Below are 13,522 nucleotides of genomic sequence, written 5' to 3'. Positions count from 1 at the left end.
ATGACCAGAGAATCATAACTACTAAAATTCAGTCCAGTCGTTGTGCTGACACAGCATCATTAAGTTCTTGATATAAGTTCTTGACATATTCTACTGAGCGTCAAAGTATAGTCCGGTTAAATTTGAGGGTTCCATGCTCATCCTCAAAGGTCATCGAATGGGTTGAAGATATCCATCACTGGGCGATCGCGCTCAGGCAACTCTGACGGAGGACGATCGTTGCTCCATGCCCACCAGACTTGACCACACGGGCATTGATAAAACTCTTGCCACTTTTTGCGATAGTCATTTGAGAAGACGGGCGCTCGGCGATTAACCCAAACGTGGGTTGCCTCAATGCAAGACTTGTGACAGTTGGGGCAGTGAAACTCGTGAGCGTGAATGGCAGGCTCAGTCCAGGTCGGAGCGGTTGGATTAAAAGCGTCCATGAAGCAACGAATGAAGGCGACTCTGCCTATTATGACCTGCTAAAGTGGCGACTTACCAATTTTGGGCGATGGCGATCGCGAGAATTATTTGCGCCGATCGAGCCTTTTTTAGGTATCGTCTTAGTGACGTTCGATCATCTACCTCAAGCGTAGTCCTAAAAACGTTTCGCCCTCGCTCAAGGATTCAGCCCTATGAGTCTGCTCAATCTCGTCTCGTTCCTTGGCATCTTTGGTCTGTGCGCGATCGCGTGGCTCTTCTCTGAAAACCGTAGCCCTAGAGTGTTTCCCTGGCGAGTGGTCAGTATGGGCATCCTAATGCAGCTTGTGCTGGGAGCGCTAGTTTTTTGGCTGCCCTTCACGAGAGAGTCGCTGCAAGTTTTTAGCAACTTGCTGGATGGAGTGTTTCTTGCCGCAGACACCGGAGCCAGTTTTGTGTTCGGCAAAAACATTGTCCCGTTGCCAACTCGACCTGCTGATATCAATCTCGGCTATATTTTTGCGTTTCGAGCGCTGCCGACTGTGATCTTTTTCTCTGGATTGATGGCATTGCTCTACAACATCGGAGTGATTCAGGTTGCCACCAATCTGTTTGCGAAAGCATTCTATACGACGATGCGATTGAGTGGAGCTGAGGCGTTGAGCGGGGCGGCGAATATTTTTGTGGGCATTGAGGCGGCGATCGTCGTCAAGCCCTTTCTCGCGAAGATGACCCGCAGTGAGCTGTGTGCGATTTTGTCTTGCTGCTTTGGGACGGCGGCTTCATCGACGTTGGCAATTTACGTCAGCTTTTTGCGTCCCGTCTTTCCCAACATTTTGGGGCATTTAGTTTCAGCTTCGGTGATTGCGATTCCGGCTTGTTTTGTGTTGTCTAAGATTTTGGTGCCCGAAACTGAGATTCCGTTAACAGCAGGAGGCATTCCGGTTGAGGCGAGCAGTGATGAAGATCCATCTAGAGATATCGGAGGCGAACCGATCGAGCGAGTTAGCCCCCTTGATGCCGCGATCGTCGGGGCATTAGATGGGGTAAAAATGTCGGTGTCGATCGCCGCCGTCCTGATTCTAATTTTGGGCTTAGTCTCTCTCGTCAATCAAATCTTTGCAAGCTTGGCGGGAATTCCCGGTGTGATTGGTCAGTTTTTTAGCATTGTCACATTGGCAAATATTGAGGGTGCGTTGTTCTTGCCGTTGACGTTTTTGACGGGGGTATCTCTAGAGTGGAATGAGTTGTGGGAGTCATCGGTGATTATCGGACGGAGACTGCTCGAAACTGCGATTCCGCCTTATCAGGCATTGGCGATCGCTGCCGCTCGTCCGGTAAATCCTCTCAGCGATCGGGCGGTGTTAATCGTCAGCTATGCGCTGTCTGGGTTTGCTCATCTGGCATCGGTCGGCATTTTTGTAGGTGGCACGATCGCGTTAATTCCGTCTCGTCGCAAAGACATTTCAGAACTGGGGTGGAAAGCGCTTTTTGTGGGCACGTTGGCGACGATGATGATTGCCTGTATCGCAGGATTTTATGACACAGGTAGCGCCAGTATTTTAGGCAATAAGTCAACACCCGCGATCATTGCTCCAAGTGTTGCCCCTTCGATTCCACCGTCACCTGCGGCGATTCCTGCCAAAGTATCTACGCCAAAACCGCTTCCGGTGCCTTCCGCTCCTGTCGTGCCTAATAAGACCGCTAAACCTGCAAAGTCTCCGGCTTCTAAAGCCCCTTAACCGTTCGACTAGAAACCTGTATAGTATTTTGAATCTATTGCTTCTACCAATCTTTTATGGATGAATATGCGTTCTTATCTCATTCTAGGTAAGCATCAATTAGGCTTGCAGCGGGCGATTCTACTCGCGTTAATTTTCTTTACGGGTGTTTTGGCGATCGGGCTGCACCGCTATTTCACCTTCTATGCCTCCTACGATCAGGGATTGTTTAATCAGCTTTTTTGGAATACCTTACGGGGTAGTTGGTTTCAGAGTTCTCTCACGTCTGCAAACTCGATTGCCTCTCTAGCTGACGGTGTGATTCCTACCGTTTCTTTTTTGCATTTGGGTCAGCATCTTGTCTTAGATTTCCTGTTGTGGATGCCGCTCTATGCGCTGTTTCCCCATCCAGCGATGTTAATTGTGTTGCAGGTGGCGTTAATGACGCTGGGTGGACTGGTGTTATATGCTCTGGCTCGACACTATCTCTCGTCGCAGCTATCGCTGTGGATTGTAGGCAGCTATTATGGCGCGATCGCGGTGATTGCTCCAACGTTGGCTAACTTTTATGAGCAGTGTCAAATTCCTTTGTTTACGTTTGGTTGCCTACTGGCGTTAGAAAAACAGCGCTGGGGATGGTTTTGGCTGTGTGTGCTGCTAGTGTTGGGGCTGCGAGAAGATGCAGGAATTATCTTGTTTGGGATTGGGGTTTACCTAATTCTCAGTCGGCGGCACCCTTGGGTTGGGTTAGCAGTGTGTCTAATCAGCTTTAGCTATGTGGCATTTGTCACAAACGCAATTTTGCCGCGCATCTCTGAAGACAGTTCGCGATTGTATCTGGCAAATCGGTTTGGACAGTTTGTAGACAGTCCAAATCCGACCTCAATGCAAGTGCTGTGGGGAATGATGACCAAGCCGATCGTGCTGCTGTCTAGCTTGTTTTTGCCGCTCGATCGTCGTTTCAGCTACCTCGCAGCACACTGGTTGCCGCTGGCGTTTGTGTCTGCCCTCTCAGCGTCTGCGTGGACGATCGCCGGATTTCCTCTACTCGCGCTGCTGGCACAGTCGGGCAAGTCAGCGCTGGCGATCAATCTGCGATATGCGGTAGCGGTTGTTCCCGGTGTGTTTTATGGAACCATTCTTTGGTGGTCCCATCATCCAAATGCTTTTAAGCCCAAGTTGCGCCGCTTTTGGGGTATTTGCATTGCGCTATCTCTAGTGTTTACGGTGATTAATAATCCCAATCGATCGCTGTCTTTTATCATTCCCGATTCCATTCGTCCGTGGGTGTTTGTGCCGATTACCCGCCAGTGGGAGCATGCGAATCAGATTCGTCAGGTGATTCGTAATGTTCCTGATGGTGCTAGTGTTTCAACAACCACTTATCTCATCCCTCACTTGTCGAGTCGTCGAGCGATCGTGCGGCTGCCGACTCTGCAAATTCGAGACGATCGCAAGGAGATCATCACCGTCGATTATGCCGTGGCTGATTTGTGGCAGATGCAGGAATATCAGAAAGCATTTGCGGATAGTAGGGACAGTTTGCGAGCAACGCTCCCCGTCCTAGAAAAAATTTCGGCGGACGGAACCTATGGAGTTCTTCAAGTTCAAGATGGAGTGGTGTTGATGCAAAAGGGCGTTTCGTCAAACCCTGAAGCGATTGCCGCTTGGCAAACCCTTCAGGCAAGGATGAACTCAAGTGTCAAATCAGCACCCAACTAAACTCTCAACTGTAAATGTTCTGCAAGACTTGATCCGAATGTTGATAGACTTGCTAAACATCAGATTCAATGACCTTTTGAGTCGATATTCATAATGACCTGGTTAAATCTTTTGTCTTTTGTCGGCATTTTTGCACTCTGTGGCATCGCCTGGTTAGGGTCAGAAAACCGTCGCATCATTCCCTGGAAGGTGATCATCTGGGGCATTGGCTTACAGCTTGTGTTAGGTCTACTCGTCTTCTCTTTCCCAGGCACCCGGACGTTTATTCAAGTATTGAGCGATGGCGTAAACGCAATCTTAGATGCCACCGAAACAGGAGCGCGGTTTATCTTTGGGTCTCTGCTCGTGCCCGAACCCAATCGAGTGCCCGGTCCCATTTTGGCAGGGCGCTGGATTGCGAGAGCCGTTACTCCTGCTTATGTGCCTGTGGCGGGCGATCGTCTCAGCCCTGATAATCTCAACTTGGGCTATGTCTTCGCATTTCGGGCGCTGCCGTCGGTGATCTTCTTCTCGGCGTTGATGTCGCTGTTTTATTATTTGCGGTTGATTCAGCCGATCGTAAACATCTTTGCCAAACTATTTCGCCGCACAATGGGCTTGAGCGGGGCAGAAGCGTTGAGTGGCGCAACCAACATTTTTGTCGGCATCGAATCGGCTTTGGTTGTCCGTCCTTTTTTAGCAGACATGACTCGCAGCGAGTTGTGCGCCGTTCTCACCGCTTGCTATGGCAGCATTGCTTCTACCGTTTTAGCGCTTTACGCACAGCTACTTCGTCCCGTTTTTCCCAATATTACCGGACATTTAATTTCGGCTTCGATCATGGCGATTCCGGCGTGCTTTGTGGTGTCTAAACTGCTGGTGCCAGAAACCGAGATTCCTAAAACGTTGGGGGGTTTGCCAGAAGAGTCACTCGAAGATGCCAACCCCGAAACAAACGCGATGGAAAGCATCATCACGGGCGCAATGGATGGGGTGAAACTCGCGATCGCGATCGCCGCTCTCTTGATCGCTGTTTTAGGATTAGTTGCCCTCGTCAATCTGTTCTTTGGCAATCTCGCTTCGTTGGCGCAGAGCAACAATTTATTCGTTCGTCGGCTCGGTCTAATTTTTGAAGTCGTGACCCTGCAAAACATCGTCGGAGCACTCTTTTTGCCGTTGACATTTTTAACGGGCATTTCGCTCAACTGGCAAGAGCTTTGGCAATCGTCTGTGTTGATTGGGCGCAGATTGCTCGAAACCGAAGTTCCAGTTTATCAGCAGCTAGCGGTTTTAGCCGACAAGGGAGCGATCAGCGATCGTGCCCTCTTAATCATCAGCTATGCCCTCTGTGGCTTCGCTCACCTCCCTGCTGTCGGCATCTTTGTCGGGGGATTTGTGAGTCTGATTCCTACTCGTCGCAAAGACATTTCAGAACTGGGGTGGAAAGCACTGTGGGCGGCGACGTTGGCAACGTTGATGATCGGCTGTGTCGCAGGTGTGTTTGCGTCGAACAATCCGACAATTTTAGGCAGATAATAAGCGATAAGCGTCGATCGGACACTAAGAACAATGAGATTAAATCGAAACGGGTTGATTGGGATAGCATTCGCAGCATTTATCGGCTTCACCACCGTTGGAGAAATCACTGGGCATTTAGCTCCGACCGTGGCACAGGCAGAACCGCCGATCGTAACTCCCAGTGCGCTCCCTGTGTCTCCGGCAACTCCGCCTACTGCGACTCCTAGCGTTCGTCCAACGGTGAGCGCGTCTCCAACGCCCTTAACCACGATCGTTCCCGCGATTCCCACGGTGCCGCTTGCGCCTATTTCCCCAGTTCCCGTGGTTCCGATCGTGCCTGCGTCAATCGCGCCTCCGTTGCCTGTGAGCGGTGACTATAAAGACCCTAACGGACGGTTTAAAGTTGCCATTCTCAAAGACTACGCCGTGAGTCCACTGGCGGGTTCGATGTTGATTGAGTCGAAAGACGGGAGTCTAGCCTACACCGTTTTGGTGCGATCGCAGGGTGAACTCGCGCTTCAAAATGGCAACGCAACCTTTATCAATGATGCCTTGGCGAAGATTGCTCAAACTGCCTTTCAGCAAGGAGAAGGGTTTCAGGTAGGGCAGTGGCAAGCCATTCCCAATGGCATCAAACTCGATTGGACGGGCAGCTTGACGATCGCCGGAAAGAGCCAGCCAGTCAGCGGAATAATTTTGGTGCGTCAGCTCCCGAAAGATGTGGCAATGATTCTGATTGCTGCGACAGAAACCGCTACAGGGCAAGTGCCAGGAGTGATTTCGGCATTGGTCGATAGTTTGCAGCCGCTTTGAAGTGAGATCAAAAATCTATTCAGGCTGCCAGAGAGACCGATCGGCAGAAGTCGGAACCAGCACCCACAAACTTTTAGGCACGACTCGAAACGTCATCGGAGTCATCCCCAAATAGTCGCCATCGACTTGCACGGGCAACACGGTTCGTCCCAAAACCTGCACCTGTCGCGCCCGATAATAGTCCACTTTGGGGTCACGATCGTAGTGCCGCAGCAGAATCGACAACAGCCGCAAGGGTGCCCACATCATGCTGCTGCCCTTAATCACGCACACATCTAGCAAGCCATCGTTGAGAACTGCGTGAGCCGTCAGTTTGACTACGCCGCCATAGAGTTGGCTGTTGCCAATCACAACCATCAAAATCCGTCCACGAATTCGTTTGCCATCAACGCGAATGTGAGCGCGAGTGCCCTTAAATTTTTGGGCAAGTTGAAGCGCTTGAAACACATACGCGATCGCGCCCAGCCGCTTTTTCTCGCCCGATCGAACCGCTGCCGTCACCGCCGCATCAAATCCGATCCCTGCCATGAGCAGAAAATAGCGATCGCCGACTTGACCGACATCGATTTGCTTAAGCTGTGCTTGTAGAAATGCCGTTGTCGATCGCGGCAAATCCATTGGCAATCCCATTTCTCGTGCCCAAATATTTACCGTGCCGATCGGCAACACGGCTAGAGCGGTTTGAGTCCCGACTAAACCATTGATGACTTCATTGACGGTGCCATCTCCCCCAGCCGCAACGACAATGTTGTAGCCTTGGGCAGCAGCTTCTCGCGCCAAGCGTGTCGCATCTCCTGCGCTGCGAGTTGGACGGAGATCGACCAACCAGCCGCTGTTTCGCCAGCGATCGGCGGCGCTTTCTAACGCTGAAATCAAGGTTTGGGCTTGTCCTGCTGTAGGGTTAAACAGAATCAAAACACGCGGCTGCGGCGGAAGCGACATACTCATGAGCCAAAGAGCCTTACAAATCAGTTCACGGTCAGGTTCTCTTTGAGAAGTTGACGGCATTCCTCGATCGGTTTGCGCTCCTCCATTGCCGTCACTAATGCCTCGTAAGCCTCCTGATTTTGTTCTAGCAAATTTTTTGCCTGAAGCGATGCCCACCGCTCTTTTTGCTGAATTTCAGCATTGGGTAACCGCAACTGCGCCAACGTCATACGAAGTTTTTGCACATCATCCGCGCCGCCCTCTGCTGAATCGTATGCCAACGTCTCGGCAACGCCACCCGCCATCCAGACGGCACAGTAGCGATCGACCCACTGCACCGAGAGTTTGCCTGTTTGCAACTGAGTGTCTAATTCTTGCGTGTCAAACTGCACGCCACCCTGCCCAACTTGCCCTTGCCGAAACGCTTCCCAGGCTGTGAGCGTATAGCTCGTCACCGGAATTCCTAATTGTTGGGCAACTAGAAAATGACCTGCCTCATGTCTCGCTACCCGCACCCGATGAGCCGGAGAAAAATTTGCCAGCCAATCCAACAAGATTGTGCCGCCTCTCCCTTGCCAGGTAAAGGTGTCGATCGTCGCGATGCCCAACACCGCAAACGTCGCGATCGCTGGAACTGCCGGAGACAGATGAATCAACGGACCTAATATCGTCGTCACGGTCATCGCAAAAATTGAAATGGCGATCAGATTGAGAGCGATTTGGTTCATCAAAAAAGAGTGAAACAGGATGTATCCTTCACTTTATCGTTTGTTGCCCTTTTGCAGAATTACTGCTTGCCTCTCGCCTTGTAAAAGGTTTCTAAACTTTGACGATCGCCCACAAATCTCCAGTGCCAGGGTTCATAGCTCACGCCCTGCGGATTGTTTTTAGGAAACGAGATCTCAAAGTTAAAGCGGACTGCATTCTGTTTGAGCCAGTTGAAGGCAGCCGTTTGATCAAAGCTGGGGCTGAGATTGGTCGCCGGGACGTTGCCATCTCCAATATCGATCGCGTAGCCCGTGTGATGTTCGCTATAGCCGGGAGGGGCGCTGACCTCGGCTCGCTGGTTAGGAGTCTGCGATCGCTCTGCTTTGACTTCAAAAAAGACGTGCTGTTGATCACTGAGCGATCGAAATGCCGACAGCGGGGCGAGAATAACTCCTTCTGCTTGAGCCGCGCTAGACATCTGCCTAAATGCCTCTGCCGCTGATTTGCGAAGCTTGATTCCACCATCGCCACTAATGGCTTGCAGTTCGGCTTGGGGCGCTTCGGCGTAGGCAAAATGTCCCAGCAGGGTATTGGGAGCCGGACTCGCACTCGGAGATGCCGCGATCGAGCCACTTGGCGCAGGAGGACTCGCAGCCGGAATGACAGAACTTGCCTGACGCACACTGTAAGCAAACCAACCGCCCGCACCGAGCGCGATCGCCGCCAAGCCGATGCTTAGCCCGACTCGACTGACGCGAGGCTGCGGCTTGGGTTCGCTCGTCTCTCGCAGAGCTTCTGGAATGTCGTCCATTGAGGATGCAGCCTGATGATTGGGGGGTTTCCCAGGTGAACCAGCGTTATTCAAAGAAAGAATTCCTACACTTCTTTTGCAATCGGCGTGAACGATTCAGAGACGCTACCCTATCGAAAGGATCACGGCAAGGTGGTCTCGATCGTTAAAGCTTACCAAACAATTTTCTGATCTCAGGGGTTTTTAAGCTACCCCTAAAGATACCGATTCTCTGTTCAGGAATGCAAATTTCGTCCCAAATTCATGCCCAATCTTGCGATTCAACTGGTTCATCTCTATCTGCCGCTCATCGGATGGACGCTCCTCGGCTGGTTAATGGGGCGTTATTTACCCAAAACAACCTCGACTTATTTAGGTCGGTTTTTATTTTGGATCGGAGTTCCCATCAGCATTTTGGCATTTTTGCGGGGGGCTGACTTGTCAGGGCAGGTCTGGATCGCTCCGATCGTTGCCTGGGTCGCGATCCTATTAGGTGCAGGATTTGCTTGGCTGTGGATCAAACATCAACCGACTTGGAGCAAGCCCACTCAAGGCAGCTTTCTACTTGCCTCAATGGTGGGCAACACTGGCTATCTAGGCTTCCCGGTGGCGTTGGCTCTGGGGGGACAAAACCTTTTTGCCTGGGCGCTTTTTTACGATATGCTGGGCACCACTTGGGGCGCTTACGGCTTAGGCGTTGTATTAGCGAGTCGATTTGGGCTGGGCATCGAGCGTCGATCGCAGCTCACCCTCGCCCTGCTCAAAAATCCGGCACTTTGGAGCTTTGGACTGGGACTTGCTGGACGCAATGTGCCCTTACCAGGATGGTTAGAGACTAGCTTGCATCAAGCGGGCTGGGGCGCGATCGTTCTGGCTCTCGCGTTAATCGGGATGCGCCTCAGTCAGCTACCGTCACTTTCTCGCCTCAGTTCCGCGACGGTCAGCTTGACGATCAAAATGCTGTTGGTGCCTCTGACGGTAAGTTTGAGCCTCCCTTTTTTGCCCATCCCTGAAGCGACTAAACACACGATCGTCCTGCAAATGGCAATGCCACCTGCTTTTGCAACGCTAGTGCTGGCAGAAACCTATGGGCTAGACAAAAATCTTGCCGTGACCTCTCTCGCACTCGGCTCGATCGGGCTACTCTTCACTTTACCGATTTGGCTTTGGCTGTTTAGCGTCTAGCCTGCCCAACTCACCCCATCATCAGAAAGCACCGAAGGAAGAGGCTTGCGCTCATTGGGCAGCAGGTCAGAAGATTTTGCGGCAATTGCAGGGGGAACCTGTCTGGCAATCGCAGGGCTTAACGACCCGTTAGAGATGGAGGGATTTTGCTGAGAGGGCTTTGCCGCTCGTTGTTCGGGTTCAACGACTTTTTTAATTAGATAATCTAAAGTCTGTTGCTTAACCCAGCCCCGCGCCACTAACACTTCACCAAATCGCATATTATCCATGATCTTTTGATCATTCAGCGCTACGGCAACTTGGGCAGGTGTGATCAAGCCTGCCTCAACTAAATAGCTGCCAATATATTTCGCTCTGGGAGAAGCCAGTGAAACAGACGGAAATTGAACACGATCGCTTCTATCTCGCATTTTCACTCAATAGAGAAATTTTGTTTGTAGTGATGGAACCGACACACCCTTCTTAAATCCAAGCCTACCCAGATTGCTGAAATCACGGGCGGTCACTTTACATTAAGTTCTTCAAACTACCGTGACTTGTAGAGTTATTGCAAAGTTCCCGACAATTCTTCTCAGTATATCAGCCAAAATCAGAAGAAGTGGTTACATAGATCGCCCTATTGCTCAAAACAGCCTTCGGTGAAATCACGCGTTTGATTTATCTCAGAGCGGCTGAAACTCTCCCATCATTTTGACTTCTGGCTCTAAAAAGAGTGCCCACTGCTGCTGCACCTGCTGCTGCACAAACCGAATTAGTTGAAAAATGTCGCTTGCTGTTGCCCCACCGCAGTTGAGAATAAAATTTGCATGACGCTGTGCAACCTGAGCACCGCCGATCTGATGCCCCTTTAGCCCGGTCTGCTCAATTAACCAACCTGCTTTATAAGCGTCAGGGTTGCGAAACACACTGCCACAGCTTGGCATATCGTAAGGCTGAGTGGTCAGTCTCTGGTGCTTGTGGTGCTCAGTCGTGACTAAAACTTGAGCGGGGTTAGCGCCTGGTCGAAGTTGAAACGTTGCCTGAGTCACCAGCCGTCGCCGCGAAGCCATTTTTCCATCAGAATAACCGCCCTGTAAATCAGACGTGCGATAGCGATAATTTAACGCTTGGGGCGTGAGAATCTCAATCTGCCCACTAGGGAGCAGCACCTGCGCCTCAACCAAAACGTCTGCGATCGCTTCTCCATGTGCGCCTGCGTTCATCACCACCGCTCCGCCTACCGTGCCCGGAATGCCGACTGCCCACTCAAACCCTTGCCAGCCGCGATCGGCAAGCTGCCATGCTAAACGGGGCAACGGCTCCCCGGCTCCGACCGTCACTTGCCCAGTGGCGTGATCAAAGTGGTTATGCCGCAGATGGCGCGTAGAGATCACCAGACCTGGAAGACCTCGATCGCTGATCAGCAAATTTGACCCGGCCCCCAGCGTGGTTACGGGCAGCCCTTGAAACTGTGCCCACTCAAGGCTTGCCTGAAGCTCTTCAAGTCGGCGCGGCGCAATATACCACTCTGCTGGACCTCCAACCCGAAAGGACGTTAGCGTTGCTAAGGGAACATTGGCTTTTAGTAAGCTGTCAGTGCCGGGAAGCGGGATCGTCTGAACGTCACTTGTGATGGCAAGTGTTCTCGATAATGGGGTGTACGTTGAAAAGTCAGGTGTGTGAGAAGTGCAGGAAGTCCGGGGATCACTTGAAAGAGTCATGGTTATATTAGGTGTTTGAATGCTCCAACTGGAGACCCTGATGGATCTCGTGCACAGAATCTAAAATGGTTGTGCCATAGCCTAAGCGCGCCTGCACCATTCTGAAGACGAGTTTTGTTCAACACCCTGCTGATGCGCCATCACATGGGGAATGATTTGATTTAAGCTTCCTGCCCCCAAGAAAAGCGTCAAATCTCCAGGAGCCAACGTTTTATCTAAAAAGCGAGTGATTGCCTGTAGCGAAGGCTGGTAATAAACATTCGCGTGATGCTTTGCGATCGAGTCTGCAACCTGCTGACCGTTGATTTGTCCCAAATCGGGTTCTCCAGCGCTGTAGATATCGCTGACAATGACGACATCCGCGTCGCGAAACGATTCGGCAAACTCGGTGAGAAACGTGAGAATTCGACTGTAGCGATGGGGCTGAAAAACTGCGACAACCCGACGTTTACGAGTCGTTAACCCAGCATGAATTTGGGCGGATGAGAGTGTGGCTCGAATCTCACTCGGATGGTGAGCATAGTCATCAATAAATAGAATGTCATTGAATGCGCCCCGATGCTCAAATCGCCGCCTCGCTCCTTCACAGTCAGCGATCGCCGCCGCAATTACCGCAAACTCTAATCCCAACAGCCGCCCCACCGCCACGGCTGCCAGTGCGTTACTCAAATTGTGCTCACCCAAAAGCCTAATGCTCAACTGCCCTAACACCTGCCCTCGCTCCCAGACGCAGGCGATCGTGCCCTCTGGGTGATAGTCAATCTGATCGACGGTATAATCGGCTCCAGATTCGAGGTGAAGACTATAGCTGATGCTGGGTTTGAGGCGATCGCGCACCGTCATACAGTCAATGCTGCCGATCACCGTATGACAACGGCTCGAAAACGTCTGAAACGTCTCTACAACCTGTTCTAAGCTGCTGTAGTGGTCAGGATGGTCAAGTTCAATATTCGTGATGATGCCAATATCAGGAGAAAACTTCACCAGCGACCCGTCTGACTCGTCGGCTTCTGCAACCAAATAATTGCTTTGCCCCTGACGGGCGTTGCCTTCCCAAGCGGGAACTTCACCGCCGATAATGATCGTGGGGTCAAGCCCAGCCATCAGCAGCATGTAGCTAATCAGGCTGCTAGTCGTGGTTTTGCCGTGAGTTCCGGCAACGGCGATGCTTTGATAATCTGCAATCAAAGCGGCGAGAATGTCCGATCGGTGAAAAATAGGACAGCCTAGCTCGATCGCTGCCCGATATTCAGGATTCGCAGCATTGATCGCCGTAGAGCAAACAACCTGGGGCAAAGCCGAAGTCGATTCGGTTTTCGACGATCGACTTTTCACAGATGACTCAACTGTTGCAACGGCTGTAGAAGCTAGATTGACCGCAACGGTCGGGAGCAAATCAGCCTGAGACTTAAAGAACTCAAGATTGGACGCATCTTGACGACTAAAAATATGGGCACCTAATGTTTCGAGGCGCTCGGTAATATGGCTTAAGCGAACATCAGAACCGGAAACAGGCAGTCTACGCTTCGTTAAAACATAAGCGAGAGCCGACATTCCAATCCCACCAATTCCAATAAAATGAAACGGTCTGCCGCTGAAATCAACGGAATTCAGCATCTTAGCTCCTCACACACCACACCAATAACACGCGCTATCATATCAAGAATTGCTTTTTCACGGTATAGATAAACGAGAATTTCCTTCTCTTCAATTCAAAACCGCGATGTTGGCTTTTGCCTGACATAGCAAGAGGCTTGATTTCTCCCAACTCCTTTGACTGATCCATCATCAGTCGCACCCCTAGCTAAATTACTACACGATTAAGTGAGTCAATTCCTGATGAAAATTCATCAGTATTTAGGGGGTCTTCAGAGTTGAAATGAGTTGCCATCTAAAATAACCCGAATTCCTCAAATCAGCACATGGATTAAAAAATTAGCGTTGCTCAATCGATCTATGAAGCACAGATTGTCCCCTCACCCTAGCCCTCTCCCTAATGGAGAGGGGACAAGAGTTTTGGCTTCCTTCCCTCTGGGGAGAAAGGTTGGGCAAAG

Annotated in this window: 12 protein-coding genes; 5 read left to right on the top strand and 7 right to left on the bottom strand. The window is 51.1% G+C overall.

Annotated elements, in window-relative coordinates; translation table 11 throughout:
• Nucleotides 1–143 precede the first annotated feature (143 nt).
• Nucleotides 144–428: a hypothetical protein gene (locus tag A8707_RS07980; protein WP_068816276.1), complete on the bottom strand. Its 285-nt coding sequence runs from the start codon at nucleotides 426–428 to the stop codon at nucleotides 144–146.
• A 192-nt stretch (nucleotides 429–620) separates the two neighbouring features.
• Between A8707_RS07980 and A8707_RS07975 the strand changes: the two genes are divergently transcribed.
• The 4 genes from A8707_RS07975 to A8707_RS07960 all read left to right on the top strand — a co-directional run bounded on the left by A8707_RS07975 (nucleotide 621) and on the right by A8707_RS07960 (nucleotide 6,158).
• Nucleotides 621–2,147 (top strand): NupC/NupG family nucleoside CNT transporter, encoded by a 1,527-nt coding sequence (locus A8707_RS07975; protein ID WP_068816275.1) that lies wholly within the window; start codon nucleotides 621–623, stop codon nucleotides 2,145–2,147.
• Nucleotides 2,148–2,207: 60 nt separating this feature from the next.
• Entirely contained in the window at nucleotides 2,208–3,848 is a 1,641-nt protein-coding gene (locus A8707_RS07970; RefSeq protein ID WP_082906276.1) for a DUF2079 domain-containing protein, read from the top strand.
• Nucleotides 3,849–3,941: 93 nt separating this feature from the next.
• Nucleotides 3,942–5,363, top strand: coding sequence for a NupC/NupG family nucleoside CNT transporter (locus tag A8707_RS07965; protein WP_068816273.1), 1,422 nt, complete (start codon nucleotides 3,942–3,944; stop codon nucleotides 5,361–5,363).
• A gap of 33 nt (nucleotides 5,364–5,396) precedes the next feature.
• Nucleotides 5,397–6,158, top strand: a complete 762-nt coding sequence (locus A8707_RS07960) for a hypothetical protein (protein WP_068816272.1) — start codon at nucleotides 5,397–5,399, stop codon at nucleotides 6,156–6,158.
• 15 nt (nucleotides 6,159–6,173) lie between these two features.
• Here A8707_RS07960 and A8707_RS07955 read toward each other — a convergent pair whose 3' ends face one another.
• From A8707_RS07955 to A8707_RS07945, 3 genes are read right to left on the bottom strand one after another with little or no spacing between them, the layout of a single operon-like run.
• Nucleotides 6,174–7,106, bottom strand: coding sequence for a diacylglycerol/lipid kinase family protein (locus A8707_RS07955; protein WP_068816271.1), 933 nt, complete (start codon nucleotides 7,104–7,106; stop codon nucleotides 6,174–6,176).
• Nucleotides 7,107–7,126: 20 nt separating this feature from the next.
• Complete coding sequence (locus A8707_RS07950) at nucleotides 7,127–7,813, bottom strand: ATP-dependent Zn protease (RefSeq protein ID WP_068816270.1); 687 nt, start codon at nucleotides 7,811–7,813, stop codon at nucleotides 7,127–7,129.
• A gap of 59 nt (nucleotides 7,814–7,872) precedes the next feature.
• Complete coding sequence (locus A8707_RS07945; protein ID WP_074382477.1) at nucleotides 7,873–8,658, bottom strand: M15 family metallopeptidase; 786 nt, start codon at nucleotides 8,656–8,658, stop codon at nucleotides 7,873–7,875.
• A 189-nt stretch (nucleotides 8,659–8,847) separates the two neighbouring features.
• Between A8707_RS07945 and A8707_RS07940 the strand changes: the two genes are divergently transcribed.
• Complete coding sequence (locus A8707_RS07940) at nucleotides 8,848–9,768, top strand: AEC family transporter (RefSeq protein ID WP_068816268.1); 921 nt, start codon at nucleotides 8,848–8,850, stop codon at nucleotides 9,766–9,768.
• Here A8707_RS07940 and A8707_RS07935 read toward each other — a convergent pair.
• The 3 genes from A8707_RS07935 to murC form a co-directional block, all read right to left on the bottom strand.
• The gene (locus tag A8707_RS07935) at nucleotides 9,765–10,178 is read right to left on the bottom strand and encodes a hypothetical protein (RefSeq protein ID WP_068816267.1); all 414 of its coding nucleotides are present in this window, start codon (nucleotides 10,176–10,178) and stop codon (nucleotides 9,765–9,767) included. The two genes, A8707_RS07940 and A8707_RS07935, sit on opposite strands and share 4 nt — an antisense overlap.
• Nucleotides 10,179–10,430: 252 nt before the next feature.
• Nucleotides 10,431–11,468: a UDP-N-acetylmuramate dehydrogenase gene (gene murB / locus A8707_RS07930; RefSeq protein ID WP_082906275.1), complete on the bottom strand. Its 1,038-nt coding sequence runs from the start codon at nucleotides 11,466–11,468 to the stop codon at nucleotides 10,431–10,433.
• An 81-nt stretch (nucleotides 11,469–11,549) separates the two neighbouring features.
• Nucleotides 11,550–13,085 (bottom strand): UDP-N-acetylmuramate--L-alanine ligase, encoded by a 1,536-nt coding sequence (gene murC, locus A8707_RS07925; protein ID WP_068816266.1) that lies wholly within the window; start codon nucleotides 13,083–13,085, stop codon nucleotides 11,550–11,552.
• Nucleotides 13,086–13,522 lie beyond the last annotated feature (437 nt).

This window comes from Phormidesmis priestleyi BC1401 (assembly GCF_001650195.1).
Taxonomy (GTDB): domain Bacteria; phylum Cyanobacteriota; class Cyanobacteriia; order Leptolyngbyales; family Leptolyngbyaceae; genus Phormidesmis_A; species Phormidesmis_A priestleyi_B.
This window is presented reverse-complemented; position numbering and strand designations above follow the sequence as displayed.

Coding starts and splice junctions, on each gene's coding strand:
- A8707_RS07955 (WP_068816271.1), bottom strand. CDS start 7,106: ATGAGTATGTCGCTTCCGCCGCAGCCGCGTGTTTTGATTCTGTTTAAC.
- murC (WP_068816266.1), bottom strand. CDS start 13,085: ATGCTGAATTCCGTTGATTTCAGCGGCAGACCGTTTCATTTTATTGGA.
- A8707_RS07965 (WP_068816273.1), top strand. CDS start 3,942: ATGACCTGGTTAAATCTTTTGTCTTTTGTCGGCATTTTTGCACTCTGT.
- A8707_RS07980 (WP_068816276.1), bottom strand. CDS start 428: ATGGACGCTTTTAATCCAACCGCTCCGACCTGGACTGAGCCTGCCATT.
- A8707_RS07970 (WP_082906276.1), top strand. CDS start 2,208: ATGAATATGCGTTCTTATCTCATTCTAGGTAAGCATCAATTAGGCTTG.
- A8707_RS07950 (WP_068816270.1), bottom strand. CDS start 7,813: ATGAACCAAATCGCTCTCAATCTGATCGCCATTTCAATTTTTGCGATG.
- A8707_RS07960 (WP_068816272.1), top strand. CDS start 5,397: ATGAGATTAAATCGAAACGGGTTGATTGGGATAGCATTCGCAGCATTT.
- A8707_RS07940 (WP_068816268.1), top strand. CDS start 8,848: ATGCCCAATCTTGCGATTCAACTGGTTCATCTCTATCTGCCGCTCATC.
- A8707_RS07935 (WP_068816267.1), bottom strand. CDS start 10,178: ATGCGAGATAGAAGCGATCGTGTTCAATTTCCGTCTGTTTCACTGGCT.
- murB (WP_082906275.1), bottom strand. CDS start 11,468: ATGACTCTTTCAAGTGATCCCCGGACTTCCTGCACTTCTCACACACCT.
- A8707_RS07975 (WP_068816275.1), top strand. CDS start 621: ATGAGTCTGCTCAATCTCGTCTCGTTCCTTGGCATCTTTGGTCTGTGC.